This window comes from Phocaeicola intestinalis (genome assembly GCF_014837065.1).
GTDB lineage: Bacteria > Bacteroidota > Bacteroidia > Bacteroidales > Bacteroidaceae > Phocaeicola > Phocaeicola intestinalis.
This window is the reverse complement of the sequence record NZ_JACSPP010000001.1, coordinates 69,230-86,350: the sequence shown is the minus strand read 5'-3', so window position 1 is coordinate 86,350 and position 17,121 is coordinate 69,230. Positions and strand designations below refer to the sequence as shown.

Below are 17,121 nucleotides of genomic sequence, written 5' to 3'. Positions count from 1 at the left end.
TTTCTTTATTATTTCTATAAAAGAACAAATTATGGATAGAAGAAAATTTGCTTTTGACAAGACTAACTTCCTGTTATTGGCAGGAGGGATGGTAGTAATCATCATCGGTTTCTTGCTGATGTCAGGACCGGGTTCTACCGAAACTACATTCGAACCGGACATTTTCAGTGCGCGACGTATCAAGGTGGCACCGGTAGTTTGCTTTATAGGATTTATCGCAATGATTTATGGTATATTGCGCAAACCGAAAGGATAAGTTTGTTACTACTTCGGCTTGCTATTTGCAAATAGACAACTAAATATAATGTGAATCAGGAATTAAAAGCAGTTATGTTTCACAGGAGTTATCACTTTAATTTCCAGTCCGCCTGGCGGGCGATAACTGTTTCTAACTCCCTTTTTAACTCCTGATAGGCATAAATAATAAATAGCTGATTGTCAAATTATCAATAAATAATGGAAGGAGATTTGAATTTATTGCAAACAATCATAATAGCGATTGTTGAAGGGTTGACCGAGTTTTTACCTGTCTCATCGACAGGGCATATGATTATAGCACAAAATGTGCTGGGGGTAGAGAGTACCGAATTTGTGAAAGCATTTACGTTTATCATCCAGTTTGGAGCTATTCTTTCGGTGGTATGTTTGTATTGGAAACGTTTTTTCCGTCTGAATCATAAACCGGCTCCCGAAGGAGCTTCAACGCTGAAACGTTTCCTGCATAAGTACGATTTTTATTGGAAATTGTTGGTTGCCTTCATTCCTGCAGCTGTATTAGGTCTGTTGTTCAGTGATATGATCGATGCTATGCTGGAAAGTGTGATTGTGGTTGCGGTAATGTTGATTGTAGGAGGCGTGTTTATGTTGTTTTGCGACAAATTGTTCGGAAATGGAAGCGAAACGACTGAACTGACCGAGAAACGTGCTTTTTGTATCGGACTGTTCCAGTGCATTTCAATGATTCCGGGCGTATCGCGTTCGATGGCCACCATTGTAGGCGGTATGGCACAGAAGCTTACCCGTAAGGCTGCTGCCGAGTTTTCTTTCTTTCTTGCCGTACCTACCATGTTTGCCGCCACGGTCTACAAGATGCTGAAACTGTTTATGGACGGTGGTACAGAAATCATCACGGCAAATATGGAGGCGCTGATTGTAGGCAATGTAGTCGCATTTGTCGTAGCAATGCTCGCCATCAAGTTCTTCATCAGCTTTGTGACGAAATACGGATTTGCAGCTTTCGGATGGTATCGTATCATTGTGGGAGGAGTAATTTTGATAATGACAGCTTTAGGATATAATTTGGAACTTGCTTGATGAACTTTAAAGAAGGAGAGGTGTTGTATTTTGATAAGCCGTACCGATGGACATCGTTTGCGCTTGTCAATAAAATAAGGTATCACGTCAGCCGCAAGCTGGGAGTGAAAAAAATAAAAGTGGGACATGCCGGGACACTCGACCCCTTGGCAACTGGGGTGATGATTGTCTGTACAGGAAAAGCAACAAAGCGTATCGAAGAATTCCAATACCATACGAAAGAATATGTGGCGACCCTACAGTTGGGAGCCACCACGCCGTCGTATGATTTGGAAAAAGAGATAGACGCCACGTATCCTACCGGACACATTACCCGTGAGTTGGTGGAAGAAACATTGCAGCGCTTTGTGGGTGCTATAGAGCAGGTGCCTCCGGCATTTTCTGCATGCAAGGTAGATGGGAAGCGTGCTTACGAACTGGCGCGTAAAGGTGATGAAGTACAACTGAAGCCCAAGACGTTGGTTATCGATGAGATTGAATTGCTGGAATGTGCACTACCCGAAATAAAGATACGCGTGGTCTGTAGCAAAGGTACATATATCCGCGCATTGGCACGCGACATCGGGGAAGCATTACACAGTGGGGCACACCTGACTGCGTTGTGTCGTACTCGCGTGGGTGAAGTGACCTTGGAAAATTGTATGAAAGTAGAAGATTTTGAAAGCTGGCTGAACCAGCAGGATGTAATAGTTGACTAAGTTTAAGTACCTGGTTGGCGGAATGTTCGAATAGGATGGGAATATAGCTCCTTACCGGTTAAAGGAGCTGAAAATATCTGAAAGCTTGTACCCGTTCAACAAAGCCGCTTGGTATCTGGAATAATAATATAAGGAAAGGAGAAGAAGATGAAACTGTCACAATTCAAATTCAAGTTACCGGAAGAAAAGATTGCTTTGCATCCGGTGAAGTACAGAGACGAGTCCCGGCTGATGGTAGTACACAAGTCTACTGGTCAGATAGAACATGTTATATTCAAGGACATCCTGAACTATTTTGATGATCAGGATGCATTCATTTTTAACGACACGAAAGTATTCCCTGCCCGTTTGTATGGAAACAAGGAAAAGACAGGGGCGCGCATTGAAGTCTTTTTGTTGCGCGAATTGAACGAAGAACTCCGCCTATGGGACGTACTGGTGGATCCTGCACGTAAAATACGTATCGGAAATAAGTTGTATTTCGGCGATGATGATTCAATGGTGGCCGAGGTAATAGACAATACCACGTCACGTGGACGAACCCTTCGTTTCCTTTATGATGGTCCGCATGATGAATTTAAGAAGGCTCTCTATGCATTGGGCGAGCCGCCTCTTCCTCCTTTTATCCGTCGTCCGGCAGAACCGGAAGACACCGAACGTTTTCAAACCATCTATGCCAAGTATGAAGGGGCTGTAACCGTACCAGCTGCAGGACTCCACTTCAGCCGCGAGCTGATGAAACGTATGGAAATCAAAGGTATCAACTTGGCATTTATTACCATGCACTGCGGATTGGGATGTTTTCGCGACATTGATGTGGAAGACCTGACCAAGCACAAGATGGATTCGGAACAAATGTTCATCAAATCCGAGGCTTGCCGTATTGTAAATGAAGCAAAGGATAGCGGACACAAGGTATGCGCGGTAGGTACCAGCGTGATGCGGGCCATCGAAACGGCTACAGGCACAGACGGACATCTCAAAGAATATGAGGGTTGGACCAACAAGTTCATTTTCCCGCCCTACGATTTCGTATTGCCCGATGCAATGGTGACCAATTTCCACATGCCTTTGTCTACCATGCTGATGCTGGTATGTTCGTATGGAGGATATGAGCTGGTAATGGATGCTTATCAAGAAGCGTTGAAAGAAGATTATCGTTTCGGCACTTATGGCGATGCGATGCTGATATTGAACAAGTAATTCGATAAAGGATGGCAAATGTCTATTTGGGACTGGGTACGAATTTGGGAGACAAAGCAACCAATCTACGTACTGCTACCAGACTGATAAATGACGAGATAGGGAAAGTGATTTCCCTATCTTCTTTTTATGAAACTGCTCCATGGGGGTTCGCTTCCGAACATAAATTTCTAAATGCAGCGGCATGTGTGGAAACCATTTTACCTCCAATGGAAGTCTTGTATCGGACCCAAGAAATCGAACGCACATTGGGGCGTACCCAAAAATCGGTCGGAGGAGTGTATCATGACCGTTTGATTGATATAGACCTGCTGTTATACGATGATGTAATCTTGTATACACCAGAACTGGTCCTGCCACATCCCTTAATGACCGAACGTGAGTTCGTTATGAAACCTTTGGTGGAGATAGCCAGTGAAACATTGCATCCGGTATTGCGAAAGACATTGGGAGAACTGTTTCTAAATGTCTGCCAACAGTCAATACATACCCCTGAAAAATGAATATATACTGTATTGGCGAATGCAGTACTATTGCGTTTTCAACGCGGTTGGATTGGCTGATGGCAGGCATTTATAAAATATTTTTGCTACAGTAATAGAAGAAAGGATAACTTTATTTAACCTTGAAATGACAACCTAAGGCATGTTTTTCCCAATAGCTTATTTTATCGGATAAAAAACTTATAAAAAAGCCTTTTTTCCCTTTTTAGGGAAGAATCGTGATAAGAACTGCATTTTTTCTCCTTTCCCAAGTAAGATAGATAAAAATTTCCATTATTATACACGATTTTCCATTTTAAAATTCACCTTTTTTGTGGTTCTTTGCGTCTTATAAATCTTTTGTTAATAAAGATAAGAAACAGATGAAAACAACATATAAAAAATGGATATGTAAAGTGATGATTGCCGGGCCTTGAAAGGCAATACCTTTGTTTAATATAATCTTAATCACAACACTAATCAAACCTTAATAACATGAGAAAGAAAAAGTTTCTAGAAAAGGGGATCTTGCCGTTTGCACTTTTGTGTACAGTAACGGCTGTATCTCCGGCCTTAGGCTTCCAATCTCTTCGTGCTGCGACTGCTTCCCAACAGCAGGGTACGATTACAGGTTCTGTATACGATAGTAAAGGAGAACCAGTGATTGGAGCAAGTGTAGTTGTAGAAGGAACTACAACCGGTACAATAACCGACCTTGATGGTAAATTTCAGTTGAATGTAAAACCGGGTACTAAACTGCAAATTTCTTTTATCGGTTATACTACTGTAACAGTGGTGGCTAAAGAAGGAATGCGGGTAACAATGGAAGATGACTCACAGATGTTGGGTGAAGTGGAGGTCGTAGCGTATGGTACACAGAAGAAAGTGACCGTGACAGGTGCTATCTCCAGCGTGAAAGGTGATGACTTGCTTAAGTCGCCCACCGGTTCTGTATCGAATATGTTGTCTGGACAACTTGCCGGTTTAACCACCGTGCAATACTCAGGTGAACCGGGTGACGATGCTGCCAGCATCTTCGTTCGTGGTCAGGCTACATGGGAAAACTCAGCACCGTTAATCCAGGTGGATGGTGTAGAGCGTAGTATGAACGACATCGACCCGAACGAAATCGAAAGCATCACCATCTTGAAAGACGCTTCGGCTACAGCGGTATTCGGTGTGCGTGGTGCCAATGGTGTCGTATTGATTACTACCAAACGTGGTAAAGAAGGAAAAGCGAAGATTTCATTCTCTACCTCGGCAAGTATCATTGCGCCGACTAAGACACTTGAGTTGGCTAATTCATACCAGTATGCTACCTTTTATAATCAGATGCAGCTGAATGACCATCTCGAATATACAGAAGACCAACTGATGTTCCAACCGGATGTAATCGAGAAATTCCGTACAGGAAGTGATCCGATCCGCTTCCCGAACACAAACTGGGTAGATTACTGTTTGAAGGACATGACGTTGCAGACCCAGCATAATGTAAATATTTCGGGAGGTACCGACCGTATCCGTTATTTCGTATCAGCAGGTGCCTATACACAAGGAGGTCTGTTTAACGGTTTTGATTTGCCTTACGACCTTTCGTATCAGTACAAACGTTTCAACTACCGTTCGAATCTGGATATCGATGTAACCAAGACAACCACCGTATCAATGAACATTGCTGGAAACGTAAACAACGCCTGGAAACCTTATACGGGACAAGGAAGTGCCGGTATGCTATTGGAGATGTATTATGCAACTCCGTTCTCTAGTCCGGGATTGGTAGATGACAAGTTGGTATATACTACCACCGAATATGGATTGCCGTTTACCGGAGGTACAGGTATGGCATATTATGGCGCAGGTTTTATGCAGACCAGCAACAATACATTGAATGCCGATTTGCAATTAAGCCAAAAACTGGATTTCATTACCAAAGGATTGAGCTTTAGAGTCAAAGGTTCTTACAACAGTGGTTTTACATCGTATACACGCGCTACGGCAAGTATAGCAACTTATACACCGGTTTTGCAAGACGATGGTACCATTGTATATAAGAAAAGCGGTACAAATTCGCAATTGAAATACCAAGATGTCGACCCTGCGAAGTCACGTAACTGGTATATGGAAGCTGCTTTCAATTATGACCGTACGTTTGGTAATCACCACGTGACAGCTTTGGCACTGTACAACCAATCGAAGACATATTATCCGACTGAGTTCTCATCTATTCCACAAGGCTATGTAGGTTTGGTAGGACGTGCTACCTATGACTGGAAAAGCCGTTATATGGCTGAGTTCAATATCGGTTACAACGGTTCGGAAAACTTTGCTCCAGACAAACGTTTCGGTACTTTCCCGGCAGGTTCTTTCGGATGGGTTGTCAGTGAAGAAAAGTTCTGGAAACCCATCAAACCGTTTATCGGTTTTATGAAACTGAGATACACCATTGGTCTGGTAGGTAACGATAAGATTGGTGGTAGCCGTTTCATGTACACAGCCGACCCATATTACGTAAATAATACAACAGCATCGAATTTAAATGGTGGTTATAGTTATCTTTTTGGTATTAATAATGCAACAGTAAGTCCAGGTGCGTATGAGGCAGCCAAAAATAATCCTGATGTAACTTGGGAAAAATCGTTGAAACAGAACTATGGTGTAGATATGTATTTCTTAAACGACCGTTTGCAAGGTAGTTTCGATTATTATAAGGAGAAACGAACCAATATCTTGCTGAGCGACGGTACGGCTCCTTCGGTATTGGGTTTCACTTTGCCGATGGCAAATCTTGGTAAAGTAGACAGCTGGGGTTGGGAAATTTCTTTAAAATGGAATGACCGCATTGGCGATGATTTCCGTTATTTTGTCAACTTGAACCTGATGTACAATCAAAACAAGATTATTGAACGCAAGGAAGCTCCGTTGAACCAAGAATATCAATATTCAAAAGGACACCGTATCGGTTCGCGCTTGCAATACCAATTCTTCGAATACTACGATGAGAATACCACTCCGGCTCATTACCGGGAAGTGTTTGGAACAGAAATGCCGACCCAATTGGTAGAGTTGAAGAATGGTGACTGTGTATATGTAGACTTGGATGGGGATGGTGCGATTACCCCTGATGACAAGACGCGTGATTTAGGCTATACCGATGACCCCGAATACATGGCAGGTCTAAATCTCGGATTTAGCTGGAAGAACTTTGATTTCTCCATGCAATGGACGGGTGCCTGGAACGTAAGCCGCAGCATCTCAAGTATTTTCCGTAAGCCGTTTACCGACCGCAACAATGCCAATCAGGGAGGTTTGTTGGTAGCTCAAGTAGAAAATACATGGACAACGGCAAACCCGGATCCGGATGCCGAATATCCGCGTGCTACTTTCGATAATGGTGATTCGAACAACTATCAGGATTCAAATCTATGGGAAAAGGATGCCAAATATCTGCGTCTGAAGAACCTGCAGATTGCTTATAATTTCCATTTCCCTTTGATGGAACGGCTAAAGCTGAGCACTTGCCAACTGGCATTCAGCGGATACAACCTGCTGACCTTTACTCCGTATAAGTGGGGTGACCCGGAATCAAGAGCCAGCAACCAGCCGACTTATCCGTTAACTCGTACTTTTTCGCTGAGCTTGAAACTTGGTTTTTAACCCTTAATAAAAAGATAAAATCATGAAGAAACAACATAAATGGTTTTTCGCTGTTGCCGCAGGACTGACTCTGACTTCAGTTGTCTCCACATCATGTGTGGATGATATCAAGTTCGGAAGTGCTTTCTTGGAGAAAGCACCAGGTGGTGATGTGACCAGCGATACAGTATTCAATAGCCCGGAATACGTGAGACAATTTTTGAATACATTATATACCTTTCAGTATTATGGTCTTCCGTTCCGTAATTCATCGAGCGATGCTTATCCTTGTGAATCTTCCAATCCTTATGTCGGTAAGCCTGAAGCATTGACGGACTGTTATATTTATACTTATTTGTCAAGTGGTATTGTAAACAGCTATTATTATGGAACGCATACGTCAAATTATGGTCAGCGTTCAGATAAATGGGATTATTTGAAAAACCGCGTATGGCAAGCTGTTCGTTATGGTTATTTAATCATAGAAAACATCGACCGTGTGCCTGGAATGGAAGAATCTGAAAAGGCATCCATTGTAGCACAGGCAAAGTGTATCATCGCTTCGCGTTATTTTGATACGTTCCGTCATTATGGAGGTCTGCCTATTATTGACCATTCTTTTAGCGGTACGGATGCCAGCTATGATTTGCCTCGTGCAACGGTAGAAGAAACCGTTAATTTTATGATTAAATTGCTTGATGAAGCGAAAGAAGTGTTGCCTTGGACAGTAGATAATCCACAAACTAATGCCGGTCGTTGGAATCGCGCAGCTGCAATGGCATTGAAATGTCGTATCCTGCAATTTGCTGCTTCTCCGCTTTTTAATGATGATGTAGCATATGCTGGCGGTTCTTCGGAAGCAGAAGCACAACACTTGGTTTGGTATGGCGGCTATAAGGCTGAACTGTGGACACAGTGCCTGCAAGCTTGTGAAGAGTTTTTCAATGAACTGAACGCTAATGGAGGGTATTCGTTGGTACAGTCTAAAGGAACTCGTCCGGAGGACTACCGCTTGGCTTATCGTACTTCTTATGCGGAATTGGATAGTCCTGAGATACTTATGAGTACCAGACAGTTTGGGTATGATGCCTTTAAGTCGGGTAATTATATTTGGCATCAGTGGGGTGATCCACTTGGTACAACCGATGCAAGCCGAAATGGGATTCGCCGTGGATATACTCCTACACAAGAGTATGTGGAAATGTTCCCATGGGCAGACGGTACACCCTTTGATTGGGACAAGACCGCTGCAGAAGGGCGTTTGGACGAGATGTTCATGACCGGTTCTCCGAATGGAGGTGAAGATGGAAAAAGTAACATCGTCCTAACACGTGACCCACGTTTGTATGAAGAAGCCATTGTAAACGGGCAGCCTACTGCGCTTGACTGGACGACCGGCAATATGTCGGGACGTAGTTTCGAGGCTTGGGTTGGCGGTTACGATGCGCAACAAGAGCCAGATAATCAAACCGGTTCTTTTGCTACGGGATATGCACCGATAAAATATCTGATGGGACCGGATATGCTTCGTCATTATACACAATGGGTCGTTTTACGCCTGTCTGACATGTATTTGACATATGCAGAAGCATTGTGCCAGAACAATCGTTTGGCAGATGCCATAGCACAAGTAGACATTGTACGTGCCCGTGTGGGAATGAAAGGACTGGCAGAATGCAATCCGGATAAGAACCTGACTGGCAATAAAGATGCCTTGTTGGAAGAAATCCTCCGCGAACGTGCTTGCGAACTGGGTATGGAAGACACCCGTTTCTTTGATTTGATTCGTTATAAACGTGCGGATATTTTCGAAAAACAATTGCATGGCTTGCGTATTTCCCGTACGGGTGAATTTGCCGGAGAAGGATGGTATAATGGTGATAAAACACAACCTTATCCTACACATTTTGAATATGAGAAGTATGAATTATCCAATCCGGTACGTTACTGGTGGACAAATGGTTTTGATGCAAAATGGTATTTATCACCTTTCCCGTTGACAGAAGTGAACAAAGGGTATGGCTTGATTCAAAACCCAGGATGGTAATGCGAAACACAATTATTAAAAAGTAATTCGACTTATGATAAGAAAAGATAAACTAATCATACCTGCTGCACTGTTTGCCCTTTGCACAATGCCGGGCTACGCGCAGGAAACAACAGACAGCATCGCTTCGCCGGGGAAACCGGAAAAATATGCTGACCAAGTGGTAGAGATCGGCTATCGTACCGCACAGCGTCTGGAGGAATCCACGTCATCGGTCTCTACTGTTTACAATGAAGAGTTTAACAAACGGAGTGCCAAAAATATTGGAAATTCACTTTTTGGTTACGGTACAGGTCTGATGACGTTGCAAGGGACAGGTACATACGCCAATTATGAACCAACTTTCTTTGTACGTGGCTTGCAGACACTTTCGTCTACTACTCCGTTGGTATTGGTAGATGGCATCGAGCGTGACATTACCGATATTACTCCTGAAGAAGTAGAATCGGTAACAGTATTGAAAGACGCTTCTGCCGTGGCTATTTATGGTTACAAAGGCATTAACGGTGTAGTCAATATCACCACCAAGCGAGGACAATACAATACGCGTGAAGTGAAATTCTCGTACGACCATGGATTCGAATGGCAAGCACGCCGGCCAAAGTTTGCCGACAGTTATACATACGCCAATGCCATCAACGAGGCGCTGGCAAATGACGGACTTTCTGCCCGTTATTCGGCAGACGAATTGAATGCTTTCCGTTCAGGAAAGTATCCCTATCTGTATCCGAATGTGGATTGGATAGGTGAAACATTCCGCGATGTGGCTTCTACTAACATTTACAATATCAGTTTCCGAGGTGGGTCCGAACGTTTTCGTTACTACGCTATGGGAAATCTGACTACCAATAAAGGTTTTATAGCCAATCCGTATATGAATGACGGTTATTCTACACAAGATGAATATTCGCGTGCTAATCTGCGTACCAATTTGGATATTGATTTGACTTCGAGTACCAAACTGAAACTGAATTTGGTAGGTGTTTTGTCGGAAACCCGTGCGCCGGGTGGTAATACGAGTAGTAATACCAGTGCCGACCTTTGGGGCAGTATGATTTATAAACTTCCTTCGGCTGCTTATCCGGCACAATTAGAAGACGGAACTTGGGGTGGTAGCTCTACATGGGCAGGCACAATGAACCCGGTTGCCGTATCACAGGATGCAGGATACACCAAATTCCACGAACGTACCTTGTATGCCGATATGACTTTAGACCAGGATTTATCTGCTATCACACCGGGATTGGGTGCCAGCTTGATGTTGGGTTATGACAACTATGCTTTGTATTACGAAGACTATTCGAAAACATTCATTTATGGAAGTGATGCAGTTTCTTCGTGGGTAGACGGTGAACCGGGCGAGCTGACCCGTTATACCGATGGTAAAGAAAGTGCACTGGGTGAAGGCTCGAAAATTACAGCCTTTACACGAGTATTTAATTTTGCCGGTACCTTATATTATAATAAGACTATTAACGAAGCGAACAAAATCTACAGCCAATTGCGTTGGGATTACGAATACCGTAATACGAAAGGTATAGACCAGACTTGGTATCGCCAGAACGTATCTTGGTATACACATTACGGATTGAAAGACCGTTATTTCTTTGATTTGACTTTGGTAGGCTCTGCTTCGAACAAGCTGGCTCCGGGACATAAATGGGCTTTTTCTCCTACTGTCGGTGCGGCATGGGTTGTTTCAAAAGAAAATTTCATGCAAAACCAATCCTGGATTGATTTTCTGAAAGTACGTGCATCATTTGGTATCATCAATGCCGACCGTCTGCCGCAAGAAGACGGTTCAGATGTAACCAATTACTGGGAACAGACTTATGGGGGTGGTAGTTTCTATCCGTTCGATACCAACTACTCGCAAGGTACGACCAGTTGGGTGTTAGGACGTCTGGCTTCGCTGAACTCTACACACGAGAAAGCTTATAAATACAACTTTGGTATTGATGCCAGCCTGTTCAAAGGTCTTGATTTGACCTTCGATACCTATTACGAACGCCGTTCGGATATCTGGGTTAGTTCCAGCGGTAAATATTCATCGATATTGGGCTTTACAGCTCCGTATGAAAACGGGGGTATCGTAGATAGTTGGGGCGTAGAAATCGGTGCCAATTATACGAAGAAGATCGGTGACTTCAAGTTCAATATCGGCGGTAACTTTATGTTGGCAAAGAACAAAATTATCGAGCAACTGGAAGAACCGCGATTGTATGACAACCTGATTCAGACCGGCAATCCGGTAAAGCAGACTTACGGTTTGCAGGCCATCGGTTTCTTTAAGGATGAGGCAGATATAGCCAACAGTCCGGCACAGAATTTCGGTACAACTCTGCGTCCGGGTGACATCAAGTATAAAGATGTGAACAATGATGGCATTATTGATGATAACGATAAAGTAGCTATCGGTTACAGCACCACTGCGCCCGAAATCTACTATTCGTTCCACTTGGGAGCTGAATGGAAAGGATTGGGCTTCGATGCCATGTTCCAAGGAACAGGACGTTATTCGGCTGTATTGAATACTACCAGCTTGTACTGGCCGTTAATCAATAACACAACGATTTCTGAACATGCATACGAAAACCGTTGGACACCGGAGAATCCGGATGCTTTGTATCCGCGTCTAAGCTCAGAAAGCAATGCTAACAACTACCAGACCAATACCGTATGGCTGGAAGACCGTTCGTTCCTGAAGCTGCGTTCGGTAGAACTGTATTATAATTTCCCGGAAAAGTGGATGAAGAAGACCCATGTATTGAGCAAAGCCAAACTCTATGTACGGGGAATCGACTTGCTCTGCTTTGATAAAATCAAGATTGCCGATCCGGAAGCATACGGAGCCACTGCACCGTTGACGCGTAGTGCCGTGATTGGTTTGTCAATCGGTTTCTAATTTATAAAAAGGAAAAAATATGAGAATCAAAAATATCATAGGAGGCGCAGCGTGTGTGGCATTGCTGAGTGCTTGTAACATGGACTACCACGAATACGCCAATTACGAAAAAGACTATTTGGCACAAAGCTATGATGAAGTGATTGGCTTGGTGACCAATATTTATAATGAGCTTGACTACGATTTCGGACAAGTGTATGGAGGCGGTATGCTGGCTTCGGCATGTGATGAAGCCGAGTATGCCTATACCAGTGGCGATGTGTGTGACTTTACCAATGGTTCTTGGAGTCCTTCCAACCCACTTTCGAACACATGGACTACAAGCTATCGTGCCATTCAAGAATGTAATCAATACCTGCAGGAATTTCAGGGATTGACATTTGACGAACTCAAACAAAATGATGATTATGAAGCGCGTATGTTCCGTTATAACAATTCATTCTATGAAGTACGGTTGTTACGGGCTTACTTCTACTTCAATCTGATCCGTTGCTACGGTGCCGTTCCTTTCTTTACCGAAATGGTGACAGTAGACAATGTGAACAGCTTGACCCGTACACCGGCACAGGAAGTGTTCAGCTTTATCGAAGAAGAATGTACCGAACTTGCGACTTTATTGCCTGAAGATTATACCGACTTGGGCTTGTTGGGTATTTCTCCAGCAGAAAGTGGCCGTTTGACCAGTTATGCGGCATTGGCACTGAAGGCACGTGCAGCTCTTTATGCGGCAAGTCCTTTATTCAATGAAAGCAACGACCAGGAATTGTGGCATAAAGCTGCACAGGCAAACAAGGAACTGATTGACGCTTGTGTGGCAGGAGATTTCGAATTAGGTACATATGCCGCCTTGTGGGGGACGATCAACTGGCAGAATAGTGAAATGATTTTCATGCGCCGCTATGTCAACTCGAAGGATGCTTCCGGTGCTTCCAGCGTGCTTGAAGAATACAATTATCCTATTGGTATTACTGGTGGAGGTTCGGGCAACTGTCCTTCACAAAATCTGGTAGATGCGTACGAAATGCAGGCAACTGGTTTAGGTATCAATGAAGCCGGCAGCGGATATGATCCGGAAAACCCATACGAAGGACGTGACCCGCGTTTTGCCATGACCGTGGTAAAGAACGGCGATACAGGATGGCCCTCTTATAATACGGCACCGATACAGACTTTCTACGGTGGTACTAATGGCGAACCTATTTCAGGAGCTACTCCTACAGGCTATTACTTGAAGAAGTATCTTGACCCGGCAGTCGACTTACGTGCAAACAGTACGGTTAAAAGTTCGCGTCATACGTGGATTACGTTCCGTCTGGGTGAGTTTTACCTGAACTATGCCGAAGCGGTATTCCGTTATTTGGGCTCTGCCGATGCAACTTCGGCTGAGTTCCCGATGTCGGCACGTGAAGCAGCAAGTGTTACCCGTACGCGTTCGGATGTCAATATGCCGGAATTTCCTACCGGCATGAGCAACGATGCTTTCTGGGAAAAATATCAGAACGAACGTATGGTAGAACTGGCTTTCGAAGGACATCGTTTCTATGACCTGCGCCGTTGGAAAGAAGGGGATAAGCTGAAGAGCATTACTGAAATGAAGCTTACCCAGAATGCGGACGGAACCATCACTTACACGCGTAATGAAGTGAGCCGTACTTGGGATGATAAAATGTATTTCTTCCCCATTCCGCAGACTGAAATCATGAAGAATCCTAACCTGACCCAAAACGAAGGTTGGTAAAAACAGAAATACCGCAGGAGCATATACCTGACAAGAAAGATATTGACTTTCAGGCAATATGCCTCTGCGGTACATGCTATTAATTTATCTACATAAAATGAACAGATTATTCAACATTTTTCGTTTGTCTGTTGTGTGCCTGTCTGTTGTGACGCTTGTATCGTGTCTGGACAACGATGACAACCGGCAAAGTGTTACTTTCAACAACATGGCTGTAACGGTAAGTGGTAACGAACTGGAAGGCTATCGGCTGTATACTGACTTTGATGCGGTATTGGTTCCTTCCAATTTGTCACAAATCTCGTGGCTGAAAGAAGTCAGACGGGCTGTAGTCAGTTTTGATACATCAGATGAAAGCCTTACGAATGTATCGGATTTGGAATCCGGACACACGTATGACATTGTATTGAGTGAGGCTGCAGAGATTCCTACCTACATATCCTGTGTCGATACGTTGAGCGAAGACTACCAGATATTCGGGCAAGATTCTATTGCTCTTAAGAATAAGGCTGTGCAAAGCGTCAACCAGACCGAAGGACAGTATTATATACAAAACGGTTACATGAATGTAGTTCCTACCTTCTATTTTGACCCTTATAGTGCGGTTTCTTTCCTGCTTTATTATGATGGCAACCGTGATATAGACACAACAGGAAAAAAAGCTACATTCAATCTGTATTTTGATAACAATGCACCCAATGCATGGAATACAACCTCATCGCTTATCAGCCTGCGTATGCCCGATGAAGTCTATTCCCGTTTTATCCAGACAGGACTGACAGATGACGATACCATCGATGTCTGTCTGAATGTGCGTACACAGACAGGCACCGTTACACTTGAATATAAAACCGCACTGGAAGATTTCATGCTTCCATAACCGGGTTTATGGATACAAAAGTTAGATTAATTTTCAAAGTCGCGCGAGGCAGGAGCAAGTGATTGTGTGAAGCTTCGGGCGCATTTTTTTACTCACAAACCTACTAAACCTTATAACATGAATAAACTCAATTACTTGATTGGACTGGCTTGCCTTGGAACTGTTTTTGCTTGTTCGGACAATTTACCCCTAGACAATTCTGTGACAGAACTTCCTTCTCTTCCTACTGATATAATTACTGGCGACAGACTGATGTGGGTCAGCTATGATCCTGCTCCTGACGAAGATGCCAACTCAACGACCGGTATACATGGTGCTTTAGTGAGTTGGCGTATGCTTCCTACAGATCCTGCAGGTACAGCTTTTGATATATATAAATCAACTGCAAATAATGCAGAAGAGAAGCTGAACAGCGAACCTATAACCGACTCTTCATGCTGGATTGATGAAGATGTTGACCCGACAAAGGAAAACCATTATCGCGTGACTCTTACCGGAGAGGACGAAACTTTATGTGAAACTACTTTCACTTCCCAAATGGCTCAGACGTTTTATCGTGAAATCAAATTGGATATGAATGTTCCGAATGCCTCAGTAGATTATCAACCCGATGATGTACAAGTCGGTGAACTTGACGGTGACGGATGGCCGGAAATCGTGATAAAACGTGAACCGTATGATGGTGCCAACCAAGGAGGCTGGTATGGGGGAACAACTTTGCTGGAAGCATATAAGTTGGACGGAACTTTTTTGTGGCGTATCGATTTAGGTATTAACATACGCTCAGGTTCTCATTATACTTCATTTATTTTATATGATTTTGATGGCGACGGATTGTGTGAAATTGCTTTTCGTTCATCAGAGGGAACAACTTTCGGGGATGGAAAGACAATAACCAATGAAGATGGAACGGTACATGATTACCGTATCCACTATGATGAAGTCGGTTGGTATTCAGGCAGTGCCTTGCCGACACTTTTAGGACTTATCCTCGAAGGACCCGAATATATTTCTTTATGTCGCGGATATGACGGTCGCGAAATTTGCCGTACGGATAATATTCCTCGCGGTGGAACAGGTTCGAAAGCTTCCCGTGCCCAATATTGGCAAGAATACTGGGGAGATGACTACGGCAATCGGATGGACCGTTTCTTTATTGGAGCCGCTTATCTGGATGGAATACCTGACGAGACAACAGGAACGCGTACAAGCAATCCTTCCTTAATCATTACAAGAGGTATTTACCTGAACTGGCAGGTATGGGCTTTAGATTTTAAAGATAATGAATTGGTTGCTCGCTGGCAATTTGATACAGCTGATGGACATGCGGAAAAATGGTTGGCAATGGGGGCGCATGCTTTCCGTGTAGCCGATTTGGATGAAGACGGAAAAGACGAAATACTTTACGGTTCGGCAGCCATAGATGACGATGGAGGTGAATTATGGTGTACAGGCAACGGACATGGCGATATTCTGAGTGTCGGCAAATTTATCAAAGACCGTCAGGGATTACAGGTACAAGCATCTTTTGAAGAGGAAGATACTTATAGCAATCAAGGATTGGGATATGGTTGTCAGATACTGGATGCACGTAATGGCAATCTGATTTCAGGGCATGGAGCTGGTCCCAGCGGCGATGTTGGACGTTCCATTGTGGCAGATATTGATCCGGATAGTCCAAACTTTGAATATTGGTCCAGCTTGAATACCGGCGTTTATAATTGTGCAAGTTCGGGTAATGTTCCTCTTGAAGGTGTGTCTATTCCTACAGGCATTGGCGGAGGTTCCATGTATAATGTAGCAATATGGTGGAGTGGAGAACTTACCCGTGAATTGTACGACCGGGCTTTAATTGTAAGCGCAAAAGCAAATCCGATGACCAACAAAAACCGGCTTGTCAATTTCAATACGGGATATGGAACAAATCAAGGGAATCATGGAACAAAATATAATCCCTGTTATTATGGGGATATGGTAGGTGACTGGCGTGAAGAAGTGATTTTGCCTTCAGAAGACAATTCTTCAATCCGTATTTTTTCTACCAATTATCCGACAAGTTACCGTTTTACTGCATTAACCAATGACCATACTTATGACATGTCGCAAACAATGCAGAATATGGGATATAATCAGCAGACGAATATAGGCTTTTATCTGGGAGCCGACAAAGACTAAGAAGCTTTTTGGAGAAATTCAAAATAGTTTCTTAAAAGGTTGTTAT

General features: G+C 43.6%; 11 protein-coding genes. All 11 read left to right on the top strand.

Going from position 1 to position 17,121, the window contains the following annotated elements; genetic code table 11:
• Positions 1–31 precede the first annotated feature (31 nt).
• The 11 genes from H9625_RS00330 (at position 32) to H9625_RS00280 (ending at position 17,075) form a co-directional block, all read left to right on the top strand.
• The gene (locus tag H9625_RS00330; protein WP_087211202.1) at positions 32–256 is read left to right on the top strand and encodes a DUF3098 domain-containing protein; all 225 of its coding nucleotides are present in this window, start codon (positions 32–34) and stop codon (positions 254–256) included.
• A 200-nt stretch (positions 257–456) separates the two neighbouring features.
• Complete coding sequence (locus H9625_RS00325) at positions 457–1,314, top strand: undecaprenyl-diphosphate phosphatase (RefSeq protein ID WP_022040376.1); 858 nt, start codon at positions 457–459, stop codon at positions 1,312–1,314.
• A complete protein-coding gene (gene truB / locus H9625_RS00320) occupies positions 1,314–2,012 on the top strand; it encodes a tRNA pseudouridine(55) synthase TruB (RefSeq protein WP_022040375.1) in 699 nt (232 codons plus the stop codon). Before H9625_RS00325 ends, truB begins: the two co-directional genes overlap by 1 nt.
• A gap of 147 nt (positions 2,013–2,159) precedes the next feature.
• Entirely contained in the window at positions 2,160–3,215 is a 1,056-nt protein-coding gene (gene queA, locus H9625_RS00315) for a tRNA preQ1(34) S-adenosylmethionine ribosyltransferase-isomerase QueA (protein WP_022040374.1), read from the top strand.
• 11 nt (positions 3,216–3,226) lie between these two features.
• Positions 3,227–3,718, top strand: a complete 492-nt coding sequence (gene folK, locus H9625_RS00310) for a 2-amino-4-hydroxy-6-hydroxymethyldihydropteridine diphosphokinase (protein ID WP_087248399.1) — start codon at positions 3,227–3,229, stop codon at positions 3,716–3,718.
• Between the two features lie 474 nt (positions 3,719–4,192).
• Positions 4,193–7,351 carry a SusC/RagA family TonB-linked outer membrane protein gene (locus H9625_RS00305; protein WP_191762693.1) on the top strand — a complete coding sequence of 1,053 codons (3,159 nt, stop codon included), beginning with the start codon at positions 4,193–4,195 and terminating at the stop codon, positions 7,349–7,351.
• A 22-nt stretch (positions 7,352–7,373) separates the two neighbouring features.
• On the top strand, positions 7,374–9,377 hold the full coding sequence (locus H9625_RS00300) for a RagB/SusD family nutrient uptake outer membrane protein (protein WP_022040371.1): 2,004 nt from the start codon (positions 7,374–7,376) through the stop codon (positions 9,375–9,377).
• A 37-nt stretch (positions 9,378–9,414) separates the two neighbouring features.
• Complete coding sequence (locus tag H9625_RS00295) at positions 9,415–12,282, top strand: SusC/RagA family TonB-linked outer membrane protein (protein ID WP_191762740.1); 2,868 nt, start codon at positions 9,415–9,417, stop codon at positions 12,280–12,282.
• 19 nt (positions 12,283–12,301) lie between these two features.
• Entirely contained in the window at positions 12,302–14,020 is a 1,719-nt protein-coding gene (locus H9625_RS00290; protein WP_191762692.1) for a RagB/SusD family nutrient uptake outer membrane protein, read from the top strand.
• Positions 14,021–14,117: 97 nt separating this feature from the next.
• Positions 14,118–14,900, top strand: a complete 783-nt coding sequence (locus H9625_RS00285) for a hypothetical protein (RefSeq protein WP_022040368.1) — start codon at positions 14,118–14,120, stop codon at positions 14,898–14,900.
• Positions 14,901–15,017: 117 nt separating this feature from the next.
• A complete protein-coding gene (locus tag H9625_RS00280) occupies positions 15,018–17,075 on the top strand; it encodes a rhamnogalacturonan lyase family protein (protein ID WP_087248391.1) in 2,058 nt (685 codons plus the stop codon).
• The last annotated feature ends 46 nt before the right edge of the window (positions 17,076–17,121 follow it).

What these genes read in the sequence shown, in the direction of transcription:
- H9625_RS00330 (WP_087211202.1), top strand. Translation starts at nt 32, where the DNA reads ATGGATAGAAGAAAATTTGCTTTTGACAAGACTAACTTCCTGTTATTG.
- H9625_RS00325 (WP_022040376.1), top strand. Translation starts at nt 457, where the DNA reads ATGGAAGGAGATTTGAATTTATTGCAAACAATCATAATAGCGATTGTT.
- truB (WP_022040375.1), top strand. Translation starts at nt 1,314, where the DNA reads ATGAACTTTAAAGAAGGAGAGGTGTTGTATTTTGATAAGCCGTACCGA.
- queA (WP_022040374.1), top strand. Translation starts at nt 2,160, where the DNA reads ATGAAACTGTCACAATTCAAATTCAAGTTACCGGAAGAAAAGATTGCT.
- folK (WP_087248399.1), top strand. Translation starts at nt 3,227, where the DNA reads ATGGCAAATGTCTATTTGGGACTGGGTACGAATTTGGGAGACAAAGCA.
- H9625_RS00305 (WP_191762693.1), top strand. Translation starts at nt 4,193, where the DNA reads ATGAGAAAGAAAAAGTTTCTAGAAAAGGGGATCTTGCCGTTTGCACTT.
- H9625_RS00300 (WP_022040371.1), top strand. Translation starts at nt 7,374, where the DNA reads ATGAAGAAACAACATAAATGGTTTTTCGCTGTTGCCGCAGGACTGACT.
- H9625_RS00290 (WP_191762692.1), top strand. Translation starts at nt 12,302, where the DNA reads ATGAGAATCAAAAATATCATAGGAGGCGCAGCGTGTGTGGCATTGCTG.
- H9625_RS00285 (WP_022040368.1), top strand. Translation starts at nt 14,118, where the DNA reads ATGAACAGATTATTCAACATTTTTCGTTTGTCTGTTGTGTGCCTGTCT.
- H9625_RS00280 (WP_087248391.1), top strand. Translation starts at nt 15,018, where the DNA reads ATGAATAAACTCAATTACTTGATTGGACTGGCTTGCCTTGGAACTGTT.